11 protein-coding genes are annotated in these 14,088 nt (G+C 66.0%); 4 read left to right on the top strand and 7 right to left on the bottom strand.

Annotated elements, in window-relative coordinates:
• Positions 1 to 24 precede the first annotated feature (24 nt).
• The 7 genes from ATE62_RS09485 to ATE62_RS09455 form a co-directional block, all read right to left on the bottom strand.
• Positions 25 to 693 (bottom strand): DUF6975 family protein, encoded by a 669-nt coding sequence (locus ATE62_RS09485; protein ID WP_058809990.1) that lies wholly within the window; start codon positions 691 to 693, stop codon positions 25 to 27.
• A gap of 251 nt (positions 694 to 944) precedes the next feature.
• Entirely contained in the window at positions 945 to 1,229 is a 285-nt protein-coding gene (locus ATE62_RS09480; protein ID WP_058809989.1) for a PspC domain-containing protein, read from the bottom strand.
• Between the two features lie 311 nt (positions 1,230 to 1,540).
• Positions 1,541 to 2,314: a formyltransferase family protein gene (locus ATE62_RS09475; RefSeq protein ID WP_058809988.1), complete on the bottom strand. Its 774-nt coding sequence runs from the start codon at positions 2,312 to 2,314 to the stop codon at positions 1,541 to 1,543.
• Entirely contained in the window at positions 2,311 to 3,162 is an 852-nt protein-coding gene (locus ATE62_RS09470; RefSeq protein ID WP_058809987.1) for a polysaccharide deacetylase family protein, read from the bottom strand. The genes ATE62_RS09475 and ATE62_RS09470 overlap by 4 nt, the downstream gene beginning before the upstream one ends.
• A 180-nt stretch (positions 3,163 to 3,342) precedes the next feature.
• A complete protein-coding gene (gene rpoD / locus ATE62_RS09465) occupies positions 3,343 to 5,358 on the bottom strand; it encodes an RNA polymerase sigma factor RpoD (protein ID WP_058809999.1) in 2,016 nt (671 codons plus the stop codon).
• Positions 5,359 to 5,387: 29 nt separating this feature from the next.
• Positions 5,388 to 8,219, bottom strand: coding sequence for a DNA primase (gene dnaG / locus ATE62_RS22880; RefSeq protein WP_082662707.1), 2,832 nt, complete (start codon positions 8,217 to 8,219; stop codon positions 5,388 to 5,390).
• A 55-nt stretch (positions 8,220 to 8,274) separates the two neighbouring features.
• A complete protein-coding gene (locus tag ATE62_RS09455) occupies positions 8,275 to 8,727 on the bottom strand; it encodes a GatB/YqeY domain-containing protein (protein ID WP_058809986.1) in 453 nt (150 codons plus the stop codon).
• Between the two features lie 132 nt (positions 8,728 to 8,859).
• Between ATE62_RS09455 and carA the strand changes: the two genes are divergently transcribed.
• Genes carA through carB form a run of 4 tightly spaced genes read left to right on the top strand, consistent with a single transcriptional unit; the run spans position 8,860 to position 14,043 of the window.
• Positions 8,860 to 10,056, top strand: a complete 1,197-nt coding sequence (carA, locus tag ATE62_RS09450; RefSeq protein ID WP_058809985.1) for a glutamine-hydrolyzing carbamoyl-phosphate synthase small subunit — start codon at positions 8,860 to 8,862, stop codon at positions 10,054 to 10,056.
• Positions 10,053 to 10,358, top strand: a complete 306-nt coding sequence (locus ATE62_RS09445) for a hypothetical protein (RefSeq protein WP_058809984.1) — start codon at positions 10,053 to 10,055, stop codon at positions 10,356 to 10,358. Before carA ends, ATE62_RS09445 begins: the two co-directional genes overlap by 4 nt.
• Positions 10,355 to 10,723: a hypothetical protein gene (locus ATE62_RS23265; RefSeq protein ID WP_156420654.1), complete on the top strand. Its 369-nt coding sequence runs from the start codon at positions 10,355 to 10,357 to the stop codon at positions 10,721 to 10,723. The genes ATE62_RS09445 and ATE62_RS23265 overlap by 4 nt, the downstream gene beginning before the upstream one ends.
• Positions 10,723 to 14,043, top strand: a complete 3,321-nt coding sequence (gene carB / locus ATE62_RS09440; protein ID WP_058809983.1) for a carbamoyl-phosphate synthase large subunit — start codon at positions 10,723 to 10,725, stop codon at positions 14,041 to 14,043. The genes ATE62_RS23265 and carB overlap by 1 nt, the downstream gene beginning before the upstream one ends.
• The last annotated feature ends 45 nt before the right edge of the window (positions 14,044 to 14,088 follow it).

Genomic DNA, 14,088 nt, shown 5'->3' with positions numbered 1-14,088 from the left:
CGCCTGCGGGAGGGGAGATATGGTTTAATGGTGGCGGCTCGCGGCGCGGGCTTCGAGCAGGTCCCAGAGGCCGCTGTGCTGCGCGATCAGCTGCTGCGCACCGAAGACCAAGGCGCGTTCGGCGGCGGGGGTGTCGGCGACCGCGCCGGCAAGGCGCGCGGTGTCGCGGAGGTCGGGGAGGGCGCAGCGCGGCGGTGCCATGTCGAGCCGCTGCGCGCTGATGTCGAGCAGCACGCGGATCGTGCGCCAGTCGAGCGTCAGCGCGATCGCGGCGCCGACGGCGCAGCCGTGGCGGTCCGATTCGGCGAGCATGTCGAGCGCCTTGCGCTGCGCGGCGACCGCGGCCTCGCACTGGTCCTGGCCCTGGGTGCTGGGCACCGGGCCGACCGCGGCGGCGATCTTCGAGAGGAAGGCGCGTTCCTGGACGAAGGCGTCGGCGGCCTCGTCCATCCATTCGCGCGACACGGGGTCGACCGACTTGCGCGCGGCGAGGTCGATCACGCCCGGATGGCGACCGTGGAGCAGGCAGAGGAAATGGACGGCGTCGGCGAGGTTGCGCATCGCGTCGGGGCCGTTCGACAACCCGCCCGCGCGCACATGGCGATGCGCGCCGGTGCCCTCGCTGGCGACCAGCGAATCGAGCATTTCGGCGACGCTGCGCGCCTGCGGCTGGAGCTGGGGCGACTGGCTCAACGCGACTTCCTTGCCTGCGGGCAGCGATGCTGCCGAACTTCATCCGGACGGCATAGCGCAACGCAGTAAACAGCGCGTTTATGAGGGGTCCGCCATCTGCGGAATCTGTGTGTCAGGCCGAGACACAAAGGCGCCGGCAAGCGGGGGATGCTTGCCGGCGCCGGTTGCTGCACGGCCGGGAGATCGTCCGGCGGCCGGGCGGATCGAAGCGCGGGCGGGCGCGGGGAGAGGGAGTGCCCGCCCGGCGTCGATCAAGCTGCGAGCGCGAGTTCTTCGGTGGCTTCGGCCGGACGCGAGCCCTCGACCGCGGTCAGCGCGGGCTGGGCCGCGGCCTTCTTCGCGGGGAAGATCAGGCGCGAGGCGAGCACGACGGCGCCGAGGCCGAAATAGGCGGCGAAGGTCTGGACCGGGAAGAAGAAGAGCGGGGCGATGAACGCCAGGCGCAGCCAGGTCGGGTTGAAGCCGAAGTCCTGACCGACGGCTTCGCAGATGCCGAACATCGTGTCGCGACGCTGGAAGAGATTGTCCTGGCTCATGTGTCTCGTCTTTCCTCTTGCCCGCGGTTGGGGGATACCGCGGCTCTGTCCCATGTTAAGCAATGGGCGTGCCAATTTTGCGCAGTCCCGGATTTCCGGGCTTTTTCGGGTTCTGGCCGCGCGGGCAGGTGTTTTTAGTCTTGGGCGAATTCCCATTGAGCGGGAAAATCGACCATTTGTTCGCAGCGATAATGCCGATGGTTACATGCCCGCCGCGATCATGGCCGGGGCGCTATCTGGGGCGCAAAGATGAAGATTTTAAGAGGCTTGGCGGAAAAAATTGTGCGATGCACAATCGCGGGTGCCGATGCTTAGCGCTGGGCTTCGCGCCACAGCCTTTTGTTGTTGCGCTCCATGCGCAGATATTCCCAGAAGGTCGGGGTCGTGAAATGGCGCCCGGCCTGCTGCGGAACCGCCGCGGCGGCGTGCGTGTCCCAGTCGGTGAGCAGCGCGGCGAAGGCCTCGGGCAACTCCTCGCGCACCTTGTCGTTGGTGCGGCGGATCGTGTCGGCGAGCTTCGGCTGGAATTCGATGTCGACCGCGCGCTTGTAGAGGATGTCGCCGGTGTCGATGCCCTTGTTGATGCGGTGGATCGTGTAGCCCGACTGCGTCCGCCCGAAATAGATCGGCCAGACGACGCTCTGCGCGCCCGGATATTCGGGGAGCAGCTCGCCGTGGAAATTGACGAAGCCCTGCGCGGGCACGCTGAAAACCCGCGAGGCGATATAGGAGTTGCCGACTGAGAGGCCGACGTCGGGGGCGTATTGCTTGAGTGCTTCGACGGTCTCGTCGCAATTGACGCGCGGAACGGTGACGATCGGGATGCCGTGCGCCTTCGCGACCTCGCGCGCGTCGGTGCGCATGTCGTGGCCGAACCATTTGCGGATGCGGATGCCGTTGAGCGCGCCGAGGGGCCCGATCTTCCAGATCTTCTGGAGCATCTTCTTGCGGCTGCGCTTGGCGACGATCGTCTCGGAGACGATCAGGCAGACGAGATCGACCTCGGGAACGCGCGTCAGCCGTTCGAGCACGACGCCCGAGCCGCCGATCGGGCCGCTGGTCATCAGGGCGACGCGCAGCGTCATCCCTCGCGGAAACCCCGCGCCCAGACCATCAGTTCGTGCAGCGGCCAGTGGAATTCGAGCTGGTGGCGCGGGATGTCCATGACGTCGGTCGCGCCGGGCCGGACCGCGCCGCGCACCGCGCTGAAATTGCTGGTGAAGCCCGCGTCGGCAATCGCCGCGCGGCCCGCGGCGTCGATGTCGCTCGCGGTGCCATAGGGCCAGGCGAAGCTGTCGCAGCGCCGGCCGACATGCCCCTCGATGATCGCCTTGGCGCCCGCGATCTCGTCGGTCAGACGCGCGGGGTCGTTTGCGATCTTCGACAGCCGGGCATGGGTGCGCGTGTGGCAGCCGATCTCGCCGATCCCCGCGGCGGCCGCCTTCGCTTGCGGCCAGTCGAGCGTGCGGACGCGCGCACGGTAGGCGGGCATATGCGCAAAATAGGCGGCGAGCGTGTCGGGGTCGGCGTCGATCAGGTCGGTCGCGACGAACATCGTATAGGGGACAAGCTCCTCCTCCATCACCGGCCCGCCGGCTTCGTAGACGCTGGCGAAGCCGTCGTCGAAGCTCAGGTGGAAGAAGCGGCCGTCGCTGGGTCTGCCGTCCGCGATGATCGCGCGGAGCGTCGGCGTGTCGACGAACTCGCCTTCCTGCTTCGCGGCCTTGAGGAAGGCGCGGAAGGTCGGGACGGTGTCGGGAAAGACGGCGTGGGCGTAGAGGCAGCGAACGAAGGGCGCGGTTTGCGGGCGCCGCTTCAGCGCTTCGAGCCGGATGCGCGCGGCGCGCGCGGCGCTGCGCGCTTTGGCGCCCCAGCCGCTTATGGGCGCCCAGGCCTCGGCGGCGGTTTCGGCGAAGGTCGGCGTGGCGGGCATTATTTACGCCAATGGCAAATACGGGGGCGGGGTTCAAAGCATTTGTCGCAGGATGGCGGTGTTGGGGTGGAGAGCGGACGTTCCCCAAACCGTCGCCCGATATCGGTCCTCGACGATGCGCTCCAAACAAAAGGGCGCGGGTTTTACCCCGCGCCCTAAATCTAACCGAGCAAATCCCGCTTACTGGTCGAGGAACGACCGCATCTTGCGCGAGCGGCTCGGGTGCTTGAGCTTGCGCAGCGCCTTTGCCTCGATCTGGCGGATGCGTTCGCGGGTCACGCTGAACTGCTGGCCGACTTCCTCGAGCGTGTGGTCGGTGTTCATGCCGATGCCGAAGCGCATGCGCAGCACGCGTTCCTCGCGCGGCGTGAGCGATGCGAGCACGCGCGTCACCGTCTCCTTGAGGTTCGACTGCACCGCGGCGTCGACCGGGATGACCGCATTCTTGTCCTCGATGAAATCGCCGAGGTGGCTGTCTTCCTCGTCGCCGATCGGCGTTTCGAGGCTGATCGGCTCCTTGGCGATCTTCATTACCTTGCGGACCTTTTCGAGCGGCATCGACAGGCGCTCGGCCATTTCCTCGGGGGTAGGCTCGCGGCCGCTCTCGTGGAGGAACTGGCGGCTGCAGCGCACGAGCTTGTTGATCGTCTCGATCATATGGACCGGGATGCGGATCGTGCGCGCCTGGTCGGCGATCGAGCGGGTGATCGCCTGGCGAATCCACCAGGTCGCATAGGTCGAGAACTTGTAGCCGCGGCGATACTCGAACTTGTCGACCGCCTTCATCAGGCCGATATTGCCTTCCTGGATGAGGTCGAGGAACTGCAGGCCGCGGTTCGTGTACTTCTTCGCGATCGAGATGACGAGGCGGAGGTTCGCCTCGACCATTTCCTTCTTGGCGATGCGCGCTTCGCGCTCGCCCTTCTGGACCATGTTCACGACGCGGCGGAATTCGACGAGGCTCATGCCCGCCGCCTGCGCGATTTCGCTGATCTCGATGCGGATGCGGTCGACCGCGCTCGCTTCGTTCTCGGCGAAGGCCGCCCATTTCTTGTCGATCGAGCCGACCGCCTCGAGCCAGGTTTCCTCGAGCTCGCGCCCGACATAATTGTCGAGGAAGGCCTTGCGCGGCACCTTGTGGCGCTCGGCGAGGCGCAGCATCTGGCCGCCGAGCGCGGTCAGGCGGCGATTGTAGCTGTAGAGCTGGTCGACGAGATATTCGATCTTGGTGCCGTGGAACTGCACGCTCTCGACCTGCGCGGTGAGTTCCTCGCGCAGCTTGTGGTACTTCTTTTCCGACGCCGAGGGGAATTCGCCGCCGAGCGACAGCGCTTCGAGCCGCGATTCCTGCAGCTTCGAGAAAGCCTTGAAGCTCTTGGTGATGTTGGCGAATTTCTCGAGCGCGTCGGGCTTGAGCAATTCCTCCATCGCCGCGAGGCTCAGCGTATTGTCCTCGTCGTCTTCCTCGAAGCTCTCGCGCTTGCCCGAAGTGCCTTCGCCGTCCTCGTCATCCGAATCGGCGGCGGGCTCTTCCTCGACCTCGTCCTCGTCCTTGAACGAGACGCCGGCGGTCTTCTCGCTGATCTCGCCGTCGTCCTCGGCGCCTTCTTCGTCGAGGTTTTCGGGCGCGGGGTCCTTCGAGAGCATCGCTTCCAGATCGACGATCTCGCGCAGCTGCATGTCGCCGTTGTTGAGCGCGTTCGACCATTCGATGATCGCGTTGAAGGTCAGCGGGCTTTCGCAGAGCCCCAGGATCATCGTGTCGCGGCCCGCCTCGATGCGCTTGGCGATCGCGATCTCGCCCTCGCGGCTGAGGAGTTCCACCGCGCCCATCTCGCGCAGGTACATGCGAACGGGATCGTCGGTGCGATCGACCGTTTCCTTCTTCTTCTCGACCGCGGGGTTCGACAGCGAACCGGTGCCGGCGCTGACGTCGACATCGTCGTCGGCTTCCTGGTCGGCCTCTTCCTGGACGTCCTCGTCGCTCTCGACGATGTTGATGCCCATGTCGCTGATCGCCGACATGATGTCCTCGATCTGCTCCGACGACATCTCGTCCTGCGGCAGCGCGGCGTTCAATTCGTCATAGGTCAGGTAACCGCGCTTCTTGCCGCGCGCGATCAGCTTTTTGACGTCGGCCTCGTTGAGGTCGATCAGCGGGGCGTCGGTATCGGCTTCGGTATTCTTGGTGGCCATATTCATTCCTGCCTAGAGGCGAAAAGTCATCAAGCCTGCGGGCTGTCTTCGGACAGCGCGGCCAGGCGGCGGGTCAGATCCTCGTCCATCGCGCGCAGCTTTTGCTGTCGCTCCAATCCTGCGTCGTCCATCGTGCGCTGGAAATCCGCGGTCGCCTCGGCGAGCCGGGCGCGGATTTCGGGCTGCGTCACGAGCACGCCGATAAATTCGTCGAGGTCGCGAAGCGCGGCCTTCCGCGCCGCATCGGCCCCGTCCTTGCTGTCCAGCCTGCGATTGAACGAGAAGTGCATTCCATCGGCTCTGAGCAATGTCGTCGCCCTATTATACACTTTCATCGGCTCCAATATGGCAAGCAAGCCCTCAGTATCAAGCCCTTCTTGGCGCATGGCCGTGTCAAGCATTGTGCCGAGCAGTTCGGCGTCGCTGGAATCGCCGACCGGCAGGCGGCAAAGTGCCTCCTCGTGGCGGCGCAGCGCCTCCGGGTGGCGCAGCAATCCGCCGAGCAGCGCGGCGATCAGCGGCGCGGCGATTCCGGCCTGGCCGATACTACGCGTCTCGTCGGCCGGAGGTTGCAGCCGCGGGTCGGGGGCGAAGCGGCCGCGGCCACCGCCGCGCGGGCCTTGCGGCGCCCAGGGGACGCGCGGGCCGCGCTCGGGCGCCTTGCGCGTGAAGAGCGTGTCGAGCCGCTCGCGAAAGGCTTCGCGATAATGGTGGCGGACGTCGGCATCCTCGATCGCATCGGCATGCGCGAGCAGGCGCGTCTTGAGCGCGGCGCGCTCCTCGGGGGTCGCGAGCGGGCCGGCGGCAACCTCATGCGCCCAGAGGCGCTCGACGAGCGGCTGCGCGTCTTCGAGAACTTCGAGGAAACCCGCGGCGCCGCGTGCACGGACGAGGTCGTCGGGATCCTGCCCCGCGGGCAGCGTTGCGAAGGCGAGGCTGAAGCCCGGGCGAAGCAGCGGCAGCGCGCGGTTGGCGGCGCGCATCGCGGCCTTCTGTCCCGCCGCGTCGCCGTCGAAGCACAGGACGGGCACGGGCACCATGCGCCAGATCATGCCGAGCTGGTTCTCGGTGAGCGCGGTGCCGAGCGGCGCGACGGCGTCGGTGATCCCCGCCTCGGCGAGCGCGATGACGTCCATATAGCCCTCGACGACGATGATCCGGTTCGTCTGACGCGAGGCGGGCGAGGCCTTGTCGAGATTGTAGAGCGTGCGCCCCTTGTCGAAGAGCGGCGTGTCGGGCGAGTTCAGATATTTGGGCTCGCCGTCGCCCAAAATGCGGCCGCCGAAAGCGATCACGCGCCCGCGCGCGTCGCGGATCGGGATCATCAGCCGCCCGCGGAAGCGGTCGTAGGGCTCCTTGTCGTCGACCGCGATGAGCATCCCCGATTCGACGAGCATCGCGGTCGGGAATTTCTTGAGCGCTTCCTTGAGTGCGCTGCGGCTGTCGGGGGCAAGGCCGAAGCCGAAGGCCTTGCGCGTCGCCTCCGAAATGCCGCGCTTCGCCAGATAGTCGCGCGCCGGGGCGCCGTTGCTGCTGCCGAGCTGCTGGGTGAACCAGTCGGCGGCGGCCTGCGTCACGTCGCGCAGGCTCGCCTGCTCCTCGGCCTTTTTCGCGGCGCGCGGGTCGGCGGCGGGCACCTCCATGCCGGCCTCGGCGGCGAGTTCCTTGACCGCATCCATGAAGCTGAGGCCGCGCTGGTCGGTCATCCAGCGGATCGCGTCGCCATGCGCGCTGCAGCCGAAGCAATTGCCGGTGAGGATATTGTCGTCGAGCGCGAACGCATGGTGGCGTGGGACTTCGGCGCAATAGACGGTTTCGATGCGGTCCGTGGGTTCGACCGAGCGCACCACCCAGCGCAACCGGTCGAACTTCTTCGTTCGTGCGGCAAAGCGCTGCCGCGCCGTATCGAGCAGAAACAATTCCTCCGACAGGGTGGAGGTTACGAAATGGATGCGATGCAATGGGCTCGGGTCGGCTCCATAGCCTTTGCGCATCAGGGTCGTCCGGCCATAGGTTGTGATGCCCAGCGTCGTCGCGATGTCGCGGACCGCTTCCAGATGTTCTGCCGAGGATGAGTTGAGAATCACAGTGCCGTCTTTCGCGACATGGCCATCGGCGGCCAGATATCCCGCGAGAAAGCCCAGCAGATAGGCTTGCGACCGGCCGGCGCCGGGCAGCGTCTTCATATGCGAAAAGGCGCGACCGCCATAGATGCGCAGATAAAGGGCTCCACCCTTGCGCTCGTGGACATGATGCTCCTGGGCCGGGAACCAGTGCCGCAATTGGGCATCCTTCTCGCCATGAAGGTTCAGGGTGCCGTAAACGGCCTTGCTGATGGTCCCGTCGCCAAAGACGATGCCGTGCCGCACGCCGTCCGGATCGAGTGCCCAATCCGATCGCTTGGCCGGAAGTGCCGCTTCAAGGGCATGTCCCGGTCTCAGTTCCTCGGTGGTATAGGTTCGGGACCGATCGTTCACGAACCAGCGGTGGCCCGACGTGGCATAGATTTCCTTGCGGACGCCGTTACGCGAAAGCCCTATTTTCCAGAGCTGTTGCTCGCCATAGGATCTGAAGGGAGCGGCGACCCATTCGCCGTTGCGCGACAGAACACGCACGGTCCGGTCGGCAAGCGTCGCTATGGGCATCCGGCCGTTTTCGGTGATGACCGGCGTGTCCGCCGCCAGGCAGTGGTAGAAGCCCTTCTCGTCGTTGATCGTGAAGCTGGGGGTCTTTTCGTTATGGAAGGGGCAGCAGGCCTTATATTCGCGGCCGGCGCGCGTGACCTTCACCGTGCGCCCGATCAGGGTCGACAGCGTGATGCGCGAACGCAGTTCGTCCAGCCATTGCGGGGTGAGCGCCATAATCCGGATATGCCCACCCCCGCGCCCGCCCGCAAGCGGGGCGGGACGCTGGGGTTCAGCTCAGCGCCGCCTTCACCCACCCGCTCGCCTTGCTCATGTCGAGCTGCGAGCCCAGCCGGTCCTTCACCGCGGCCATGACCTTGCCCATGTCCTTGAGGCTCGTCGCGCCGAGTTCGTCGACGATCGCCTTGATGGCCGCGGTCGCATCGGCTTCGCTGAGCTGCGCGGGCAGGAAATCCTCGATCACCACGACCTCGGCCGCCTCGATGTCGGCCAACTCCTGCCGCCCGCCCTGTTCGTACATCGCGATCGACTCGCGGCGCTGCTTGACCATCTTCTGCAGGACATCGGTGACCAGCACATCGTCGTCGGCCGGCGCGGTGCCGGTGCGCAGTTCGATGTCCTTGTCCTTGATCTTGGCCAGCATCAGCCGGATGGTACCGAGCCGCGCCTTGTCGCCGGCCTTCATCGCGGCAACCTGCGCAGCCTTGATGTCGTCACGAATCATTGCGTGTTCCCATGCGCTGCAAATTTCGGAAAGGCCCTCTCTAGCGGCAAGTTTCCAAAACCGATAGCTTGTGAATCACTTTTTTGCCTCCTACTTGGTCGGCCGTTTAGCCCCCCGTCCGGAGCATGTTGAATGGCACCAGCCAACCCCCCAGAGGCGCCTAAAGTCGCGCCCAAAAGTCAGCCCGATGGCGCGACCGGCGTCCTGGTCCTCGCCGACGGCACGATCCTGTGGGGCGTGGGTTATGGCGCCGCGGGCGCGGGTGTGGGCGAGATTTGTTTCAACACCGCGATGACCGGCTATCAGGAAATCCTGACCGACCCGAGCTATGCCGGGCAGATCATCACCTTCACCTTCCCGCATATCGGCAATGTCGGCGCGAATCCCGAGGATATGGAGCGCGAGAAGCGCGCCGCGATCGGCTGCATCACCCGCGAACTGCCGACCGCGCCGAGCAGCTTTCGTAGCGTGCAGACCTTGCCCGACTGGATGAAGGCGCAGGGGCTGATCGGGCTCGCCGGCATCGACACGCGCGCGCTGACGCGCCGCATCCGCGATGCGGGCGCGCCGACCGGGGTCGTCGCACACAGCCCCGACGGCCAGTTCGACATCGACCGGCTGCTGCTGCTCGCGCAGGGCTGGCCGGGGCTGGAGGGCATGGACCTGGCCAAGACGGTCACGCGCGAACGGCAGGGAAGCTGGGACGGGGGCGTCTGGCATTTGGGGTCGGGCTATGAGGTCTCGGATCACAAGCGCGCCGCCGACGCTGCGCCGCATGTCGTCGCGGTCGACTATGGCGCGAAGGACAATATCTTCCGCAATCTGGTCAAGGCCGGTGCGCGGGTGACGGTGGTGCCCGCGAAGACGAGCCTCGACGAGATCGTCGCGCTGCGCCCCGCGGGGGTGTTTCTGTCGAACGGCCCGGGCGATCCCGCGGCGACGGGCGACTATGCGGTGCCGGTGATCAAGGGGTTGCTCGAGCGTAACGTCCCGATCTTCGGCATCTGCCTCGGCCATCAGTTGCTCGGGTTGGCGGCGGGCGCCAAGACCGTGAAGATGCATCAGGGCCACCGCGGCGCGAACCACCCGGTACAGCGCAGCGAGGACGGAATCGTCGAGATCACCAGCATGAACCACGGCTTCGCGGTCGACACCGCGACCTTGCCCAAGGGCGTGGTCGAGACGCACCGCAGCCTGTTCGACGGATCGAACTGCGGCATCGCGATCACCGGCAAGAACGCGTTCAGCGTGCAATATCACCCCGAGGCGAGCCCGGGGCCGCAGGACAGCTTCTACCTGTTCGAGAAGTTCGTGGGTGGGCTGAAGTGAGCTTTGCCGACCAGCTCGACGCGCTGGCGGCCGATGCGGCGGCGCATCCCGAGCGCTGGGGCGCGGGGGTGCGGCTCAACATCACCTGCGCGCGGCGGCTGCCCTATGAGGCGGTGCAGCTTGCAGAGGCGCGTGGCTTTGCCGAAGCGCGCGGGGTCGGGCGGCATCATCTGATCTTCGAATATGAGGATGTCGTGCCCGACTCTGCCTGGGTTGCGGCGACGGCGCGGCCGGTGCTCGACTTCATCGCCGAGGTCGGCGGGACCGACCCGCAGATCGGCGTTGATCGGAATGTGCAGTGAAGATCAGTTTGCTACGCGCTTTTTTGGCTGGTGCGGCAACGGCCAGCGCGATCTCGTGCGTTGCTTACCTCGCATGGAGCCAGCGCCCCGTGGAGCAAGCGGTTCTGATTATCGACGACTACGGAACAAGCCTGCCTTCGATGGTCTACGAAGACGGCCGGAATGGATCGGTCAGCGCGAAGCTGGTGCATGGATGTGGCGGCGAGGACTACGTGTTTCGAGCACATCCGCGTACTCCGCACAGTAGCCCTGGGGCTACCGAAGTTCCGGTCGTCAAAAAAAATAGCAAAGCATTTTCCTGCATTTTTGAAGTCGCCCGCAAAAACGGCCACGACGTTCAAATCGAATTTCGAGAAAAAGAATAATGCCCAAAAGAACCGACATCCAATCCATCCTCGTCATCGGCGCCGGCCCGATCGTTATCGGCCAGGCGTGCGAGTTCGACTATTCGGGGACGCAGGCGATCAAGGCGCTGAAGGAGGAGGGCTATCGCATCGTCCTCGTCAACTCCAACCCGGCGACGATCATGACCGATCCCGACCTCGCCGACGCGACGTACGTGGAGCCGATCACGCCCGAGATCGTCGCGAAGATCATCGCCAAGGAGCGTCCCGATGCGGTGCTGCCGACGATGGGCGGGCAGACCGCGCTCAACACCGCGCTGGCGCTGTTCAACGACGGCACGCTGACGAAGTACGGCGTCGAGATGATCGGCGCCGATGCCGAGGCGATCGACAAGGCCGAGGACCGGCAGAAGTTCCGCGACGCGATGGACAAGATCGGCCTGGAAAGCGCGCGCAGCGGCGTCGCGCACACGCTGGAGGAAGCCTTTGCGGTGCTCGAACGCACCGGGCTGCCCTCGATCATCCGCCCGAGCTTCACGCTCGGCGGCACCGGCGGCGGCATCGCCTATAACCGCGAGGAGTTCGAACATATCGTCCGCGGCGGGCTGATCGCCTCGCCGACCACCGAGGTCCTGATCGAGGAATCGCTCCTCGGCTGGAAAGAATATGAGATGGAGGTGGTGCGCGACCGCAAGGACAATTGCATCATCATCTGTTCGATCGAGAATGTCGATCCGATGGGCGTGCACACCGGCGACAGCATCACCGTCGCGCCGGCGCTGACGCTGACCGACAAGGAATATCAGATCATGCGCAACGCGAGCATCGCGTGCCTGCGCGAGATCGGGGTCGAGACCGGCGGGTCGAACGTCCAGTTCGCGGTCAATCCGAAGGACGGCCGCCTGATCGTGATCGAGATGAACCCGCGCGTGTCGCGCTCGTCGGCATTGGCGTCGAAGGCGACGGGTTTCCCGATCGCCAAGGTCGCGGCGAAGCTGGCGGTCGGCTATACGCTCGACGAGATCATGAACGACATCACCGGGGTGACCCCGGCGTCGTTCGAACCGACGATCGATTATGTCGTCACCAAGATCCCGCGCTTCGCCTTCGAGAAATTCAAGGGCGCCGAGGCGACCTTGTCGACCGCGATGAAGTCGGTCGGCGAGGTGATGGCGATTGGGCGCACGATCCACGAGAGCCTGCAGAAGGCGCTGCGCGGGCTGGAAACGGGCCTTTCGGGCTTCAACTTCGTCGACCGCCTCAAGGGCGCGAGCCACGACCAGCTGCGCAGCGAACTCGCGCAGCGCACCCCCGACCGGCTGCTCAACGCCGCGCAGGCGATCCGCGAGGGCCTGCCGCTCGCCGAGATCAACCGCGTCGCGGGCTACGACATGTGGTTCCTCGAACGCATTGCCGAGATCGTCGAAGCCGAGACCGAGGTCTGCACCAACGGCCTGCCGCGCGATGCCGAGGGGCTGCGCAAGCTCAAAGCCATGGGCTTTTCGGACAAGCGCCTCGCCTATCTGGCGCTCCAGTCGGCGAACCTCCATCCGGGCGCCCAGCGCGCGACCGCGCGTGGTTCGGGCCTGATCCACGAGGCGGTGAAGGCGATGACCGGCGGCGTGACCGAGGCCGAGGTGCGCGACCTGCGCCACAAGCTGGGCGTGCGGCCGGTGTTCAAGACGATCGACACCTGCGCCGCCGAATTCCAGGCGCAGACGCCCTATCTCTATTCGACCTATGAGGCGCCGACCTTCGGCACCCCCGAGTGCGAGGCGAATCCGTCGGAGCGGCGGAAGATCGTCATCCTCGGCGGCGGCCCGAACCGCATCGGGCAGGGGATCGAGTTCGACTATTGCTGCTGCCACGCGTGCTTTGCGCTCGAGGATGCGGGCTACGAGACGATCATGATCAACTGCAACCCGGAAACGGTGAGCACCGATTACGACACCTCGGACCGCCTCTATTTCGAACCGCTGACCGCCGAGGATGTGCTGGAGATCCTGCACGTCGAGATGTCGAAGGGCACGCTGGTCGGCGTGATCGTCCAGTTCGGCGGGCAGACACCGCTCAAGCTCGCGCAGGCGCTCGCCGCCGCGGGCATCCCGATCCTCGGTACTTCGCCCGATGCGATCGACCTTGCCGAAGACCGCGAGCGCTTTGCGGCGCTGGTCAACAAGCTCGGGCTCAAGCAGCCCGAGAACGGCATCGCGCGCAGCCGCGAGGAAGCCGTCGCGGTCGCGGCGCGCATCGGTTACCCGGTGCTGACGCGCCCGAGCTACGTGCTCGGCGGCCGCGCGATGGAGATCGTCGACGACCAGGCGCAGCTCGAAAATTATATCGAGACCGCGGTGCAGGTGTCGGGCGACTCGCCGGTGCTGATCGACCGCTATCTGCGCGATGCGATCGAGGTCGATGTCGATGCACTGTGCGACGGCACCGACGTCGTCGTCGCGGGGGTGCTCCAGCATATCGAGGAAGCCGGGGTCCATTCGGGCGACAGCGCCTGCTCGATCCCGCCGTACAGCCTGTCGGCGGAGATCGTCGCCGAGATCGAGCGCCAGGCCGATGCGCTGGCGCGCGCGCTCGAAGTCCGTGGCCTCATGAACATCCAGTTCGCAGTCAAGGGCGACGAGGTGTACCTGATCGAGGTCAACCCGCGCGCGAGCCGCACCGTGCCCTTCGTCGCGAAAGCCGTGGGGTCGCCGATCGCCAAGATCGCGGCGCGGGTGATGGCGGGCGAGAAGCTCGCCGACCTGCCGAAGATCAACCGCGACATCGCGCATGTCGCGGTGAAGGAAGCGGTGTTCCCCTTTGCGCGCTTCCCCGGCACCGACCCGGTGCTGTCGCCCGAGATGAAGTCCACCGGCGAAGTCATGGGAATCGACAGCAATTTCAACCTGGCCTTTGCGAAGGCGCAGCTCGGCGCGGGCGACCGCCTGCCGACCGACGGGCGGCTGTTCGTGTCGGTCAAGGACAGCGACAAGCCGCGCATCGTCGATGCGGTGCGGCAGCTGCGCGCCTGGGGCTGGCGCGTCATCGCGACGGGCGGCACCGCCGACTATCTCGATGGACAGGGCATCGCCGTCGAGCGCGTCAACAAGGTCGCCGAAGGACGCCCGCATATCGTCGACCGGATCAAGGACGGCGACGTGCAGCTGATCTTCAACACCACCGAGGGGTGGCAGTCGCTGCAGGACTCGCAGTCGATCCGCGCCTCGGCGCTGGCGGCCGACATCGCCTATTACACCACGGCCGCCGCAAGCGAAGCCGCGACGCAGGCGATCGGGGCGCTGCGCGCGCACAGTCTTGAAGTAAAGCCGCTTCAGGACTATTATTGAGGGACCGCTCCACCCCCCGACATCGACGGAACCAGCGGCTCTGCC

It is taken from the genome of Sphingopyxis sp. HIX (assembly GCF_001468285.1).
GTDB lineage: Bacteria > Pseudomonadota > Alphaproteobacteria > Sphingomonadales > Sphingomonadaceae > Sphingopyxis.
Note: the sequence above shows the minus strand (reverse complement) of the source record. Positions and strands in the feature narration are given on the sequence as shown.

Excerpts from the sequence above, each read along its gene's own strand:
- carA (WP_058809985.1), top strand. The coding sequence starts at position 8,860 with ATGGCACCAGCCAACCCCCCAGAGGCGCCTAAAGTCGCGCCCAAAAGT.
- carB (WP_058809983.1), top strand. The coding sequence starts at position 10,723 with ATGCCCAAAAGAACCGACATCCAATCCATCCTCGTCATCGGCGCCGGC.
- rpoD (WP_058809999.1), bottom strand. The coding sequence starts at position 5,358 with ATGGCCACCAAGAATACCGAAGCCGATACCGACGCCCCGCTGATCGAC.
- ATE62_RS09455 (WP_058809986.1), bottom strand. The coding sequence starts at position 8,727 with ATGATTCGTGACGACATCAAGGCTGCGCAGGTTGCCGCGATGAAGGCC.
- ATE62_RS09470 (WP_058809987.1), bottom strand. The coding sequence starts at position 3,162 with ATGCCCGCCACGCCGACCTTCGCCGAAACCGCCGCCGAGGCCTGGGCG.
- dnaG (WP_082662707.1), bottom strand. The coding sequence starts at position 8,219 with ATGGCGCTCACCCCGCAATGGCTGGACGAACTGCGTTCGCGCATCACG.
- ATE62_RS09480 (WP_058809989.1), bottom strand. The coding sequence starts at position 1,229 with ATGAGCCAGGACAATCTCTTCCAGCGTCGCGACACGATGTTCGGCATC.
- ATE62_RS09475 (WP_058809988.1), bottom strand. The coding sequence starts at position 2,314 with ATGACGCTGCGCGTCGCCCTGATGACCAGCGGCCCGATCGGCGGCTCG.